Here is a 16411-nt window from a genome sequence, read left to right on the forward strand (position 1 = left end):
GGCTTTTTAAACGTTAACTGATACATACGATTTATGAAAATTAAAAGACTAATGATTACTTGTTTGCTCGCAGTGTCTGTACTGGGAGGCAAGTCACAAGCACAAGACTTATTGTCCAATGTTTACGGACGCGACTACCGGCTACTGAATGGGAAGTGGGGAGCCATTGTAGACCTTTATGACCAAGGGGAAAGGATGCAGGTGTACAAAAACAGAAAACCTCAAGACAACAAGCAATTTTATGAATACTCTTTCGACGGAGGTTTGGTCCTGAATGTACCTGCCGATTTCAATTCACAAATGCCCGAATTGAAATTTTATGAAGGGACTGTATGGTACGGACGCTCTTTCGATACCCCAAAGACTGACGGCAAACGTTTGTTTCTCTATTTCGGTGCGGTAAGTTACCGTAGCAAAATATATCTGAACGGGGAAAAAATAGCCAGCCATGAAGGAGGATTCACTCCCTTCCAGGTGGAAATCACAGATAAGGTAAAGCAAAAGGATAACTTCCTGGTGGTGAAAGTCAATAATACCCGCACCACGGATGCCATCCCTGCCATGTCCTTTGACTGGTGGAATTACGGCGGCATCACGCGCGATGTAATGTTGGTAAGCGTTCCGCAAAGTTACATCAAAGACCATTTCATCCAGTTGGACAAGATACAATCCAACCTGATTCGTGCCAAAGTAACCTTATCCGAAGCAAAGCCTGGCATTAACGTGCAAGTCGCCATCCCCGAATTGGGTATCAGACAGAACATGACTACCGATGCCAACGGAATTGCCCAGGCCACTATCAAAACCCAAAAACTGCAACGTTGGTCACCGGATGCTCCAAAACTGTATGATGTGACCATCACTTCAGAAAGTGACCGGCTCAACGAGCAAATTGGTTTCCGTAACCTTTATGTAAAAGGCGAAGATATCTATCTGAACGACCGGCCCATCTTCCTGCGCAGTATCAGCTTCCACGAGGAAATTCCGCAACGCCGCGGGCGTGCCTTCTCAGAAGCGGACGCAACAATGCTGTTATCCGAAGCCAAAGAGCTGGGTGCCAACATGATTCGTCTGGCACATTATCCACAAAATGAATATACTGTCCGCCTAGCAGAAAGAATGGGATTTCTTTTATGGGAAGAGATACCTATCTGGCAAGGGATTGACTTCAAGAATACCGCTACCCGTGAGAAAGCAGGCAGAATGATTAAAGAGATGGTGATGCGCGACAAAAACCGTTGTTCCGTTGCCTTTTGGGGGATTGCCAATGAAACAGCCACTTCCGCCCCGCGCAATGAATTTCTGAAACACATGAAACAATGTTGCCTGGACATCGACTCAACCCGTCTGATTACGGCCGCCTTCGATTTGGTACGCTTCAACCGCGAAAGCCGGAACTTTGAGATGAATGACTCCATTATCAACATCCTGGACATGGTAGCCATCAACAAATATATGGGATGGTATCATGACTGGCCACTGGCTCCGGACCAGGCTGTCTGGAATGTAGCTCCCGGCAAACCTCTTTTCATTTCCGAGTTCGGAGGCGAAGCGCTCTATGGCAAACATGGCGACGCGGAAGTCAAGAGTTCTTGGAGTGAGGATTATCAGGCACAACTCTACAAGGACAATCTGGAAATGTTCAAGCATATCCCCAACCTGCGCGGAACATCGCCGTGGATTCTTTTTGATTTCCGTTCTCCCTTCCGTTTCCATCCACACCAGGGAGGGGAATGGAACCGTAAAGGACTGGTTTCCGACCAGGGACAACGCAAAAAAGCATGGTACATCATGCGTGATTACTATAACCAAAAGAAAACAGAACAATGAAGCACAAAATAAAACACTACATGGCTGCCCTCCTCCTGACCTCTATGGTCTGGAGCGGGCATGCCCAAGAAAAGAATGAAATGGACTTGTCTGGTGAATGGGCATTCCAGACAGATGTCATGGACTTCCGGAGAGGTTCACTGGACGTACGTTACTGCCATCGCCTGCAGGAAAGCATCGTTCTGCCGGGAATTACAGATGACTATAAAATAGGCTACAAATCTCCTTACCGCCACCTGGATAGGCTGACCCGTGTCTACGAATATATGGGCCCCGCATGGTACCAGCGAGAAATAGAAATTCCTGCGGCATGGAAAGGCAAACGCATTTTCCTCTATTTTGAACGTACACACTGGCTCAGTTCGGTATATGTAGGCAAAGAAGAAGTGAGTAAAATAGACTACATCAGTATTCCCCACAACCACGAACTGACCCAATGGCTACATCCAGGCAAAAAAGAACTGATAACTTTCTGTATAGACAACCGCTACCAGTACGATACCCATAAATGGGACCATGCCCACTCCGAATTTACCCAAATAAACTGGAACGGAGTATTGGGCGAAATTAAGCTGGTAGCTGTAGATCCAGTCTATGTAGATGACATGCAGGTCTATCCGGACATCAAGAACAAAAGCATCAAAGTCAAAATGACTGTCCGCAACTGTACAGAACATACCGCCAGCGGCAAAATATCCTTCCACGTGACAGGAAAGGACTATAGACTACAAAAGGAAGTACCAGTAACAGTGACCGATTCCATTACTTATATCGAGGAAGAAATGTTTTTGGGTAAGGATATCCATTTGTGGAATGAGTTCCATCCCAATCTTTATACGTTGGACTGTAAGTTGACTTCCAGTGTAGAGGGCCAATCCTATGCGCATGAGAAAAGCACAACTTTCGGTATGCGCGAAGTAGAGGCTGGTGAGGACCATATCATCCTTAATGGCGAACCCATACACCTGCGCGGTACCGTTGAAAACGCAGTGTTCCCCAAGACCGGCTATGCTCCCGTGGACGATGCCTCTTGGGAACGTGTACTCCGTATCCTAAAAGAATATGGTATGAACCATATGCGCTTCCACTCCTGGTGTCCTCCTGCCGCTGCGTTCCGTATGGCAGACAAGCTGGGTGTCTATCTGGAGGTGGAAATGCCGATGTGGGGTAAAGATGCCCAACCCGATGAGAAGCGCTGGAATTTCTTCCGTCGCGAGCTGCGGGGTATCTTGAAAGAATATGGGAATCACCCTTCCTTCATTCTCTACTGTAACGGAAACGAGATTACCGGTGATTTCAGTTTCATAGAAGAGCTTACCGCCACGGCCCGCCAGTTGGATAACCGCCGTCTATACAGCGGTTCCACAGCCCGCACACGTGTCAAATCAGACCAGTTCTACATTACCCATCAGACTACCAAAGGACACATGGCCATCTACGAAGGACGTCCTTATACAAACTGGGACAAAAACAAGGAACTGGGAGTAGGCCTGCCCATCATCTCGCATGAATCCGGACAGCGGTGCATCTATCCCAATTTCGAGGAAATAAAGAACTTCACCGGCCCCGTACAAGCGCGTAATTTCGAGATATTCCGTGAACTGCTGAACAAAAACCACATGCTCGACCAAGCACATGACTTCTTCCGTGCTTCTGGAGCCTTGACCGCCATAGAGTACAAGGATGTCATAGAAGCCCAGTTGCGCACTTATCTGAAAGGCGGTTTCCAATTACTGTCTCTGAATGATTTTACCGGACAAGGATATGCACCGGTAGGCATTCTCGATCCTTTCTGGAATACCAAAGGGCTCATCACACCGGAAAAGTGGCGCGAGTTCTGTGCACCGACTGTTGCGTTGCTCCGTTTCGACAAACGCGCACTTTACAATGATGAAGTATTTGAAGGAAAAGCGGAAATATACAATTATGGACCTACCCTATTGAAAAACGCAAAAATCAATTGGAGTATCACCGACAGCAACGGTAAAACCCTTAAGAGCGGAAAACTGAAAACACAAACTGTCGGAAAGAACGGGGTATTTCCACTTGGCAGTTTCAGTTATGCATTGGACAATATCACTGAACCACAGAAGCTGACGGTCCATCTTTCTGTTGCACACGTAAAAAACAGCTGGGATATCTGGGTATATCCCCGTCATAGCAACTTAATGCAGTCCACTAGTGAAGTGCTCTACACCACAGTATTCGATGAAAAAGCAAAACAACACCTTGCCGATGGCAAGAAAGTGGTACTCTGCCCCAAACCTTCCAAAGTAAAAGGTCGTAAATCCGTGTTCCACAATCACTTTTGGAATCCGATAATGTTCAAATGGCCTCCTATGACCATTGGCTGTCTGATTCATGACGACCAGCCTATATTCGAGCATTTCATAACTTCCTACCATACTGACTGGCAGTGGTGGGACATTCTGGAAAATGCCAAGGTTATTGAGATGAAAGATGCTCCGGCAGCACTGCGGCCTTTCATACAAGTAATAGACCATTACGACAATAATGAAAAGCTCGGTATTGGTTTCGAAGCAAAAGTGAAGAAAGGCAGTCTACTGGTACTGGCCGTAGATACCCAGAAAAACATCAACGAACGTCCTGCCACCCAGCAATTGCTGGAAAGCATTGACCGCTACGTAAAGAGTGACAAATTCGCTCCACAAATTACCGTTGACGAGTCCTACATTGAATCATTCTTAAAGAAATAAATAAAGGAAATATGATGAAATTATTCTTGCTTTGGGCTCTTTTGTTGCTGCCGGTCGGACCGGCAGCAGCACAAGAGATAAAAATGTCACAAACAGCTCCATTGGAACAAGTTTATGGAGAAACTGTAGAAGATGATGCCTTACTGCCCATGAATGAACTGGATATGGATTTTGGCTATGCCCTCTATGAGACAACCGTTGATGTGGAAGAGGAGAATCCCACACTAACTATTGAAAACGTACGGGATTATGCTGTGGTCTATGCAGACGGCAAACTGCAAGGATATTTAAAAGATAGCAGTAAAAGCTTGAAAACCAATCTACCGATAGGTATACACAAACTTAGTATCTATACTGAAAATATCGGACGTATTACCTATGGTCCTGAAATTCTGGACAATTCAAAAGGTATCTACGGCAGCATAACATTGGGAAAGACAGATTTAGAAGGCTGGAAGATGACCCCATTGGAAATTAAGGAATGCGATGTGGCCGGAATAACTTTCAAAGAAGGTACCTCCTCCATCCCTTGCTTCCGTAAAGGTGGTGTCACAGTAAGCAATCCGGCACAAGAGACCTTTCTTGACGTGTCTGGCTGGGGAATGGGAGAAGTCTGGATAAACGGGCAATACTTGGGTGCCTACTGGGAAGAAAATGCAGAAAAGACCCTGGAGATACCTGCTGGTGCTCTGATAGCAGGTAATAATGAAATAGTGGTATTTGAACTAAAAAATAACGAACAAGCTTCCATGACACTAACCGATAAGCCTATTTTCAAATAAGCCCTTGCATGTACTTGTTTATATTCCTTAAAAAAACGACCTTTGTGTAGGAGCAGATTCCGAAAAACGTGTCTTATTTAATGAGAATAGCATAATTATATATATCATGAAGAAACTAACATTTATCAGTTGCCTCCTTTTAAGTGGTTGCCTGGCCGGAGCAATGGCTGCAAACAAAAAGCAACCCATCTACAAAGATGCCAAAGCTCCCATTGAGGAGCGTGTAAATGACCTGGTCAGCAGAATGACACTGGAAGAAAAGGTACAACAACTCAACCAGTACACTTTGGGGCGGAATAACAACGAGAACAATCGTGGTGAGGAAGTAAAAAAAATTCCTGCCACATTAGGCTCCCTCATTTATTTTGATGAAGATGCCAATCTGCGTAACGAGGCTCAGAGAAAAGCAATGGAAGAATCACGTCTGGGTATCCCCATCCTTTTCGGATACGACGTCATCCACGGGTTCCGTACCATTTATCCCATCTCTTTGGGACAAGCATGTTCTTGGAATCCCCAATTGGTAGAACAAGCATGTGCCGTTGCCGCCCAGGAAGCACGCATGTCCGGGGTAGACTGGACTTTTTCCCCTATGATTGACGTGGCAAGAGACGGACGCTGGGGACGTGTTGCAGAGGGCTATGGCGAAGACCCTTATACCAATGCTGTATTCGGTGTCGCATCCATCAAAGGATACCAAGGTGAAGACATGTCCGACAGCAAGCGAGTAGCCGCCTGCCTTAAACATTATATCGGATACGGCGCTTCTGAAGCAGGACGTGACTATGTTTATACGGAAATCTCCAATCAGACTCTGTGGGACACCTATATTCCTCCCTATGAAGCTGGCGTAAAAGCCGGTGCCGCTACTTTAATGAGTTCATTCAATGACATCAGCGGCACTCCCGGAAGCGCCAACCATTACACGATGACAGAAATTCTGAAGAACCGTTGGAAACACGACGGCTTTGTTGTTTCAGACTGGTCTGCAGTACCGCAACTTATTGACCAGGGCCATGCTGCCGACCGCAAAGAAGCTGCCCGTCTGGCTTTCAACGCCGGCCTGGAAATGGACATGATGGGGCATTGCTATGACAGGCATATGGCAAAGCTGGTGGAAGAAGGTAAAATAAGCATGCAACTGGTGGACGATGCAGTAAAACGCGTGCTCCGTATCAAATTCCGCCTTGGACTTTTTGACAATCCCTACACCCCGACATCTACAGAAAAAGAGCGCTTCCTCCTTCCACAAAGCCTGGCTATTGCAGAGAAACTGGCAGAAGAGAGCATTGTTCTACTGAAGAATGAAAACAAGGTACTCCCTCTGGCAAACGGGAACAAGCCAACTATCGCCGTCATGGGGCCTCTGGTAGAAAACTATGCCGAGCTCCTGGGGTCATGGTATGGACATGGACATGCAGAAGATGTCCTCCCCATCAAAAAGGCGCTGGATGCAGAATTTGCAGGCAAGGCTGAACTGATTTATACCGAGGGTTGTGATTTCGACGGTAACGACACTTCCAAATTCAGTGAGGCACTGGCTGTAGCCCGGAAAGCAGATGTCATTCTACTCTGTATGGGTGAAAAGAAAAAGTGGAGTGGCGAAAACGCATCGCGTTCCATCATAGAACTGCCTACCATTCAAGAGGAATTCATTGCTGAAATGAAGAAAGCAGGCAAACCGATTGTTCTGGTACTGGCTAACGGACGTCCTTTGGGACTCTCTAAAGTGGAACCTCTCTGTGACGTCATCGTTGAAATGTGGCAACCGGGAGTACCTGGCGGTAAACCATTGGCAGGTGTCTTGTCCGGCCGGGTAAATCCTTCGGGCAAGCTTTCCATTACTTTTCCACGTTCCACCGGACAGATTCCAATCTATTACAATCAGCGCAAAACAGCCCGTCCACAAAGTGGCAAATATCAAGACCTCCCCTCTACCCCACTGTATGAATTCGGATACGGCTTGAGTTATACCACCTTTAATTATGGTAATATCAACTTGCCCAAAGAAACCATCAGACGCGGTGAAAAGTTGGTAATGGAAATCCCAGTCACCAATGTAGGCAAACGTGACGGTGCAGAAGTGGTGCATTGGTTTATCTCAGACCCATTTAGCACGATTACCCGTCCATGCAAAGAGTTGAAGCACTTCGAAAAGCAACTAATTAAAGCAGGTGAAACACATATATTCCGCTTTGAAATAGACCCGATGCGTGATCTTGGTTTTGTAAATGCCAATGGTGAACATTTCCTTGAGAATGGAGAATATTATGTAATAGTGAAAGACCAGAAAGTAAAATTCATGGTTATAGATTAATCTTCTTTTTATATTGCAGGCCATCCTCCTTTCATCATTCTAAAAGGCAGATGGCCTGCGATTTCTATTTTAGAACAAATAAGTATACTGTTCTCCTAAAAATTTCTTGATATGCTTCAAGGCTTTGGTTATTTGGGCCTCCACCGTCTTGACAGAAATCCCCATTTCCCCGGCAATTTCTTGATTAGTCTTCCCTTCCTCCCTACTTTTGCGATAAACCTGCCCACATTTGTCCGGAAGGGAACAAACAGCTTCTTCAATCAATCGGTTCAGTTCTTCCATCTCCACCGAAGTATCAGCAGCAAGAGCATATCCATATTCTTCTCCTCCCTCGATGGGAACCGTATCCTTTTCATCGCGTAAAGCATTCAGGCAACGATTACGTGCAGACTGGAAAAGATAAGCCTTGAATGAGATTTTAAGAGTCAAATCGGCCCTACCCTCCCACAAATTCATAAAGATAGAAAGGGCCAGTTCTTCTATCTCCTGCTTGTCTCTCAGATAAAGGGACATGAAGCGGCAGAGTGAAACAAAATAAGTATCGAAAAGGTGCTTGAAAGCCTTCTCGTCATCTTGTTTGATTAACTGTAACAATAGGATATCATCTTCTGCAGGCATATCGAAGTTATATTAGATAGGGCTTCTTGAGTGGCAAAGATACTAATATTATTCGTTCCTCGAAATTTATTAAAAAAATAATTGGAATTGGAATAAGGGTTAAACTCAAGTGATGTGTCATATAAGTGAAGGCCTATAAAAACATCGTGATCATGAAAAAAAGTGTTCCTTGGAATTTAATCATTCCTAAGTTGAAACAGGAAATTTCCGCAGACGAAGAGCGGCAATTGGAGACTTGGTTACGCAGCAGTAACAACGAAGCGTTATTCAAGGAATTGCAACTGTTATGGGAAAAAATTCAGGCAAATGTAGAAAACTACACGCCCAATACCGAATATTATTGGAATGAACTTGTCAACCGTATGCACGCCAGCGAGCCTAAGCAGACTGAAAAACCTGCAAAGAAACGCTTCGAACTGAAACGGATATACCGCTACGCAGTAGCTGCATGTATAGCTGTTGCCATCGGTTGCTCATTCTACATAGGATTCCTTAACGGACAGCCTGAAGCCATGCCGCAGTTATACTCTAATTTGTCGGGTAAGTCTAAGGTTCTCCTTCCTGACGGAAGCGAAGTATGGATGCATACAGAGACCTCTTTGCAATACGGATCACAAATGAATAAGGATGAGCGTATCGTAAATGTAACTGGTGAAGCTTACTTCGATGTAGCACACGATGCTGACAAACCTTTTATTGTGCAGACAGAAGGTATGCGTATCGTAGTTCACGGAACCAAATTCAATGTCGATGCATTCCCCGGTTCGGAAAATACATTGGTGAGTTTGGTAGAAGGGTCCGTCTCTTTGGAAACCGAGACAGAGAACCGTTTCCTCAAACCGGGCGAAACAGCTACTTTTAATCGGAAAACCCTGACACTTAAGGTAGAAAAAGATGATGTACATTTTGCCTCTTCGTGGGCAAATACACAACTCGTATTCAGAAACCGTTCATTGGGAGACATTTGCAAACTGCTTTCTAAATGGTATCGGGTAAAGATAGACGTGGATCCTACATTATCCAATAAATATTTCTATACGTTTACGTTGCGTAGCGAACCGCTGGACGAAATACTCCGCATCATGGCACGCATCCAACCTATGAAATATACCTTTAACGAAGAGAATGAGTTGACAATTTCGTTTGCAGACACAAAACAAAAAGTAAAATGAAACAGTAACAAAATTAAAAACTTATGCCAAACAAACAAATGAGAAATGCACATTATTTAATAATTAACGAAAAGTAAACACCTACATTAATCTTTAAATTTAAGACAATTATGGATATAAGAAAACAACTCATCATTCTTATACTGGTACTTCTATGTGCCCCGGTTTCTGCACAAAAGAAAGAGAAACTGATCACACTGAAGTTCACAAATATCCCATTATCAGAGGCTATGCCAAAAGTGGAAAAGCAAAGTGGATACACTTTCTTCTATGAATCGCAGCAAATAGACATCAAACAGAAAGTCAGCTTGAATGTTAAGAATGAAACTATTAATAAGACAATAGCAGCCTTATTGAAAGGGACCAATGTTAAATTTGAAATCGACGCAACACACATTATTTTATATACCGGAAAGAATAACAAGGCAATATCCGGACAACCACAGAACATCTCTGGTACAGTAATTGACGAAAGTGGTGAACCGATTATCGGAGCAAATGTCATGGTGGAAGGAACCAGTACTGGTGTCATTACAGATCTTGACGGAAAATACACAATCAACGCACCGGCAGGGAGTAATCTCAAAATCTCCTATATCGGTTATGTAACACAGACTGTAAAAGCTGGTAGAAACAGTACCGTAAAGTTAGTGGAAGACAGTAAAACACTGGCAGAAGTCGTGGTAATCGGCTATGGTACACAGCGTAAGTCCGACCTGACCGGAGGTCTGGTATCAGTAGACCAGAAGAAGCTGAACATGATAAATAGCAGTAACTTGATGGACCGTCTTGCAGGACAAATCCCGGGCTTAAGCGTAACTACTGGTGATGCGAAACCGGGTGCAGACCAAACCCTCCGTGTACGTGGTGAAAACTCATTAAGTGCTGACAATGCACCGCTCATCGTATTGGACGGTATTCCTTACAACGGTTCTTTGAGTGATATTGACCCAAACATCATCGAAAGCCTTAGTGTCTTGAAAGATGCTTCCGCAGCAGCTATCTACGGCTCACGCGGTTCCAATGGTGTCATCTTGATTCAATCAAAGAAAGGCAAGAAAGGTGCACCCCAAGTTACATACAAAGGGCAGTTCAGAATGTCGCAACCCCAACAGACCATTGATGTGATGACTCCAGACGAATACATCACATTTAAACAAGACATTGCACGCCTGAAAGATGGATGGAGCGGTGACCAATTGGCTCCTGAGAATATTCTGAGTGCCAGCGAACTTATAAATTACAAGAAAGGCGTTACAAACGACTGGCAGGACTATATTTTCCGCAATGCATTTACCATGGAACATCAAGTAGGCATTTCCGGAGGTACTGAAAGCACCACTTATATGGGGGCAGTTTCCTATCTGGATCAAGAAGGTGTAGTCTACAACTCCGCCATGAAACGTTACAATATCAATTTGAGTGTCACACAAGTATTAAATAAATGGCTGACTATCGGTATACAGACCCAATTTATTCAAAGAGATGGCGGTGGTATAACCCCGAATATTGAACATGCTGTAAAGCAAAGTCCTTATGGTATCTACAAAGATGAAAACGGCAAGTATTATGAAGAACCTATGGACCAATCTCTGATTATTAACCCGATGGCCAATGTCAATGCCGATCAAGATCAAACAAGACGTAACTTCTTCATCAACACCTATGCTGACATTCTGTTGCCGGTAAAAGGTCTTTCAGCCCGTACAACCTTTGGTTACAACTATCGTAGCGACTTTACCGGCACATACTATGGCCGTGACACCAAAGACGGTAGAACAGCCAGCGGAAAAGCCAGCATCAACAATGAACACTACTGGGATTACACTTGGGAAAATCTGCTCAAATATAATCGTGAATTTGGCAAGCACCGTTTCGACGCTACAGGTTTGTTCAGTGTACAACAAACTCAGAAAAAGACTTCCAAGTCAAGTGCCGAAAGTTTTGTAAACGATGATTCCAGTTATCATAACATCAATGCAGGTGAGAAAAATAAGACTGTAGGATCCGGTTTATCAGAAACCTCGATGTTGTCTTATATGCTTCGCTTGAACTATTCATATGCAGGGAAATACATGCTGACTTTGACCGGACGTTCCGACGGTTATTCTGCCTTCGGTGCAAACAACAAGTATGCATTCTTCCCGTCAGTGGCTGCTGCATGGAACATTGCTTCCGAAAGTTTTATGGAAAATGCACAAAACTGGCTGGACCAATTGAAGCTCCGCGTATCTTATGGTTCTAACGGTAACCAAGCCATCAACCCCTATCAGACATTGGACCGTCTGCACCTCACAAACTATATCTGGGGTGACGGTGGAGCAGGTGTCAACGGTGCTTATCTGGCCAACGACGGTGTCGGAAATCCGAATCTAAAGTGGGAAACAACCCAAACATTCAACGTCGGTATCGACTATTCATTCTTCAACGGCCGTATCAACGGTAACATTGAAATGTATGTCGCCAACACAAAAGACTTGCTGATGAAGCGTACTGTTCCTATCATGAACGGCTATAAAACCATTTGGGATAATGTGGGTAAAACACGCAATAAAGGTGTTGAATTTACCTTGAACACCGTCAACATACGTAATAAGGACTTCGAATGGAGCACCGGAATCATCTTTTCACTGAACCGTGACAAGATTGTAGACCTACGTGGTGACAAAAAAGATGATATCACCAATAAATGGTTCATCGGCAAACCCTTGCGAGTTTACTACGACTATGACGTCGACGGCATCTGGCAGGAAGGTGACAAATTCACCTATACCGCAGCAGACGGTACAGAAAAAGAGATCCAAAAAGGTGCCAAACCAGGTTCTGCCAAAGTGAAAGATGCAGACGGAAACGGTTATATTGACTCCAATGACAAAGTTATCATCGGTTCAAAGAATCCAAGCTTCCTCATGTCTATGAGCAATACATTGACTTACAAGAACTTTTACTTGTCATTCCTACTGAATGGAACCTTCAAAGTTACACGTGAGCTGAACGAAGCCAATATCGGAAGTTGGAGTTACAACTTATACAACTATCTGCATAATGCCGATTACTGGACACCGGAACACACCAATTCCAAATATGCTTCTCCAGCATATAACAACTTCGACGGACACAGCTATTACAAAGACTTTACATACGTCCAAATAAAGAATATCACTTTAGGATACAATTTTGAAAAGAATTTTGTAAAGAAATTGGGACTGAGCGGTTTGGGAGTCAATATCAGTGTGGAGAATCCTTATACATTCTGTGACATACGCAGCGTATTGAACTATGACAACAGTTGGTTTGCCTCTTACCCGACTGCACGTTCCTACGTACTTGGACTGAACTTATCATTCTAAACTTACTTAAATATATATACAATGAAAAATTATATATCAAAAGCAACTCTAGCTCTGTTAGTAGCTCTGTCTGCTACCGGTTGCTCTGACTTTCTGGATGAGAAACTGAAAAGTGAACTGGCTCCGGACAACACATATACAAGTTCCTATGGTTTCGAAGTAGGTTCTACCGGACTTTATGCCGAAGCACGCTCTGAATACAACACTTGGGGTGAAAACGGTGCCTTCATGCACAATGCCGCTTGCCCTTACGAAGCATTGCAGATTGCCACTGACCTTGCTACCATGGGTACCAAAGACGGTTCTATCCAACCGTTCGGTTTCTTGACATTAACTCCAAATACCGGTATTGTAGGCTCCTACTGGAACTGGGCTTATAGTCTGATTGCAGGAGCCAATGAGATGTTGAAATACTCGGAAATAAACACGAACTGGGATAATAGCACAGACAAGGCGCTCTATCAGGCAGAATCACGTTTTTTCCGCGCCTATGCATACCGTACATTGGTTTATCTGTATGGAGACGTTCCTTATGTAGACAAGATTCAAGATCAGTTCAGAATCGATTTTACCCGTACACCGAAGGAAGAGGTTATTGCCCACATGGTAGAAGACCTTCAGTTTGCTGTCGAGAACCTGCCTACTGACCCTGATGCCGTAAAAGTCGGCAAGCTGACCAAATGGGCGGCAGAACACTTACTAAGTGAAGTTTACTTGATGCAGGGTGATTATGCAAAGGCTGAGACTGCTGCAGAGAATGTCATCAACAGCGGATATTTCCACTTGATGGAAGACCGCTTCGGTGAAAAGGCAAAAGCAAACGGCGATGTGTTCTCCGACCTATTCGTTGAAAACAATCAAAATCGCACATCCGGCAATATGGAAAGCATTTGGGTCATGCAGTTTGAATATAACACTACTGGTGGCGGTACAAATTCCGATGACTGGACACGCCGTGCCTGGGAACCCAAATACTTCGAAATTACCGGTTTTGTTTTGGCAGACTCACTGGGTGGCCGCGGCTTGTCGCAATTGGTACCAATGAAATGGTGGATTGGAGAAGATACCGGTTTCTTTGATGAAGAAGACATTCGTAATTCCGAATACAACATCAAACGTAACTGGTATTACAACAACGAGAACATGCCCGACCTTTATGGTAAAAAAGCCACGATTACAGACGAAACATGGTTTACCACCTTCCGTCTTTATCCGGCTCTGACAAAATTCTTCTATGGCCGTTCCGAAAACCTTTCTTTGACCGGTTCCTACCGTGACCGCATGAAGTTCCGTTTGTCCGAGACTTATCTTTTACTCTGCGAAGCAAGGTTGGGGTTGAACGATATTTCAGGTGCCCGCGAAGCAATCAATGTTGTACGCCGTCGCGCACATGCTCCTGAAATTACGGACAGTGAAATGACCATGGACTTCTTGCTGGACGAACGTATCCGCGAGTTGGTAGGTGAAGAATCACGCCGCTTTACCTTATGCCGTACCGGCAAATTATTGGAGCGTACCCGCAAATACAATACAGAATCGGGGCCCGTTATGCGTGATTACCACACATTATGGCCGATTCCTCAGAGCATAATCGATTCAAATACGGGTGCAGAATTCCCGCAAAACGAAGGATATTAACAGCACAAAGACAAAATAAAACACGAATAAAGGTAAAAAGATAGTTTTCAAGATTCTCATAAAGGGAATTGTCCGCGTCCATTGAGAACAAAGGCAATTCCCTTAATTTTATCAATAAACAATCATGAAGATACACAGACAATTAACAGCAGCAGCCTTTCTGTTTATCAGTATGGCAATCATGGCACAAGTGCCATTCAGCAAAAAGGAAGTAAAAGAGAAAATGAAGCAAGTGGCAGACTGGCAAATTTCCAATCCTAACACTGCCCACGAACACCACGACCTGGATTGGACCAATGGAGCACTTTATGTAGGTATGGTAGATTGGGCTAAACTGGCAGAAGAGGAGTACAATGACGGCACCTACTATCAATGGCTCTATAAAATAGGAAGACGAAACTGCTGGCAACCCCATCAGCGGTTGTACCATGCAGACGATATAACCGTTTCCCAATCATTCATTGACTTATACCGTAAATATAAAAAAGAGGAAATACTGACTCCTACCCTGGCACGTACGGAATGGATTGTCAACCATCCATCCAACGGTACATTCAAACTGGAGTATGGTGACAACAAAACCCTAGAACGCTGGACCTGGTGTGATGCCTTGTTTATGGCCCCCCCGGTTTATGCCAAGCTATACCGTGAAACCAACAACCGGAAATACCTCCAATTCATGGACAATGAATACCGGGCTACCTACGAATACCTATTCGATAAGGAAGAGAACCTTTTCTACCGCGATTGGCATTATTTCGGTAAAAAAGAAGCCAATGGCAAAAAGGTGTTCTGGGGACGTGGAAATGCCTGGGTACTGGCCGGTCTGGCAGAAGTATTGCAGGAGTTGCCCAAAGGCTTGATGGAACGCGCTTATTACGAAGAACTGTTTATCCGGTTATGCACACGTATCGCCGGATTGCAGAACGAAGACGGTTATTGGCATGCCAGCCTTCTGGATCCGGCTTCTTATCCTTCTCCCGAAACCAGTTCCACCGGTTTCTTTGTATATGCGTTGGCCTATGGCGTAAATGCGGGACTCTTGAATGAAGACGATTTCATGCCAGTCATTATAAAAGGCTGGAAGGCACTGACCGATGCTGTAGATGCAAGCGGTAAACTTGGCTGGGTACAGCCTATCGGTGCCGACCCCCGTAAAGTGACGCGTGACATGACAGAAGTTTACGGTGTCGGTGCGTTTCTTGCAGCAGGATGCCAGATATACAAGATGGCTGTAGATACGGAAGCTGATTATATAAAAATCTGGCCAGACAGAAAAACCATGCAGGGAAACCCTTTAAGTGGTTGGGTTGTTTATGCAAATGAGAATGTCAGCGATGACTTCTGGAAGAAATACGACCATATCTATGTACCGGAAAAAGGAACAACCGTGAAAATCTCCGATTATGCACGCACACTCTATATCCGTACGCATTGGAGTACCTTCAATCCCGCCGAAGGAGTCTACGGCTGGGATACCAACGAAAAGTTGAAAAAAGTAATTCAAGGGGCACTCGACAGAGGTATGCGTCTCTCTTTCCGTGTAGTTGTCGACAGCCGCGACCGAAAAAATGAAGCCACTCCGGCCTATGTATTCGATGCAGGAGCCAAATACTATACAGACAATGGAAAACGCTCTCCCTATCCTGATGACCCTATCTTCCAGGAGAAATATGCAAAGTTCATAGAAGCATTTGCCCAAAAATACAATGACCCTGACCTGGTGGAATTTATAGACGGCTACGGTCTTGGCAAATGGGGTGAGGCACACACTATGAAGTACATTGACCCCAAGAACCGGGAAGCTGTGTTCAATTGGATTACAGACCTCTACGTCAAACACTTCACCAAAGTACCTTTAGTTATCAACTACCATCGTTGGATGGGTGCAGGCAAAGACTGGGCAGGTGAGGAGAATTTTGATCCCGATAGTAAACGCTTGTTGGACAGCGCTTGCGAGAAAGGCTTTTCCTTACGTCATGATGCT

Annotated in this window: 8 protein-coding genes and 1 pseudogene; 8 read left to right on the forward strand and 1 reads right to left on the reverse strand. The window is 44.6% G+C overall.

The genetic code is table 11. From position 1 onward, the window contains the following. Positions 1–33 precede the first annotated feature (33 nt). The 4 genes from CSD97_RS07215 (at position 34) to CSD97_RS07230 (ending at position 7646) form a co-directional block, all read left to right on the forward strand. Complete coding sequence (locus CSD97_RS07215; protein ID WP_098032169.1) at positions 34–1830, forward strand: glycoside hydrolase family 2 TIM barrel-domain containing protein; 1797 nt, start codon at positions 34–36, stop codon at positions 1828–1830. Then, a complete protein-coding gene (locus CSD97_RS07220; RefSeq protein WP_098032170.1) occupies positions 1827–4547 on the forward strand; it encodes a sugar-binding domain-containing protein in 2721 nt (906 codons plus the stop codon). Before CSD97_RS07215 ends, CSD97_RS07220 begins: the two co-directional genes overlap by 4 nt. An 11-nt stretch (positions 4548–4558) precedes the next feature. Then, entirely contained in the window at positions 4559–5329 is a 771-nt protein-coding gene (locus CSD97_RS07225) for a hypothetical protein (protein WP_098032171.1), read from the forward strand. Positions 5330–5435: 106 nt separating this feature from the next. Beyond that, the gene (locus tag CSD97_RS07230; RefSeq protein WP_098032172.1) at positions 5436–7646 is read left to right on the forward strand and encodes a glycoside hydrolase family 3 N-terminal domain-containing protein; all 2211 of its coding nucleotides are present in this window, start codon (positions 5436–5438) and stop codon (positions 7644–7646) included. Between the two features lie 69 nt (positions 7647–7715). On the opposite strand, the gene CSD97_RS07235 is transcribed toward CSD97_RS07230, so the two are convergent. Then, entirely contained in the window at positions 7716–8264 is a 549-nt protein-coding gene (locus CSD97_RS07235) for an RNA polymerase sigma-70 factor (protein WP_005829791.1), read from the reverse strand. A 152-nt stretch (positions 8265–8416) separates the two neighbouring features. Between CSD97_RS07235 and CSD97_RS07240 the strand changes: the two genes are divergently transcribed. The 4 genes and pseudogenes from CSD97_RS07240 to CSD97_RS19050 form a co-directional block, all read left to right on the forward strand. Next, on the forward strand, positions 8417–9436 hold the full coding sequence (locus CSD97_RS07240; protein WP_098032196.1) for a FecR domain-containing protein: 1020 nt from the start codon (positions 8417–8419) through the stop codon (positions 9434–9436). 110 nt (positions 9437–9546) lie between these two features. After that, entirely contained in the window at positions 9547–12786 is a 3240-nt protein-coding gene (locus CSD97_RS07245; protein ID WP_098032173.1) for a TonB-dependent receptor, read from the forward strand. Between the two features lie 21 nt (positions 12787–12807). After that, on the forward strand, positions 12808–14424 hold the full coding sequence (locus CSD97_RS07250; protein WP_009037857.1) for a RagB/SusD family nutrient uptake outer membrane protein: 1617 nt from the start codon (positions 12808–12810) through the stop codon (positions 14422–14424). Positions 14425–14548: 124 nt separating this feature from the next. After that, positions 14549–15658: pseudogene (locus CSD97_RS19050) on the forward strand (glycoside hydrolase family 88 protein); the annotation flags it as partial. Between the last annotated feature and the right edge of the window lie 753 nt (positions 15659–16411).

Source organism: Bacteroides sp. AR29 (assembly GCF_900217715.1).
GTDB classification, from domain to species: Bacteria; Bacteroidota; Bacteroidia; order Bacteroidales; family Bacteroidaceae; genus Bacteroides; species Bacteroides uniformis.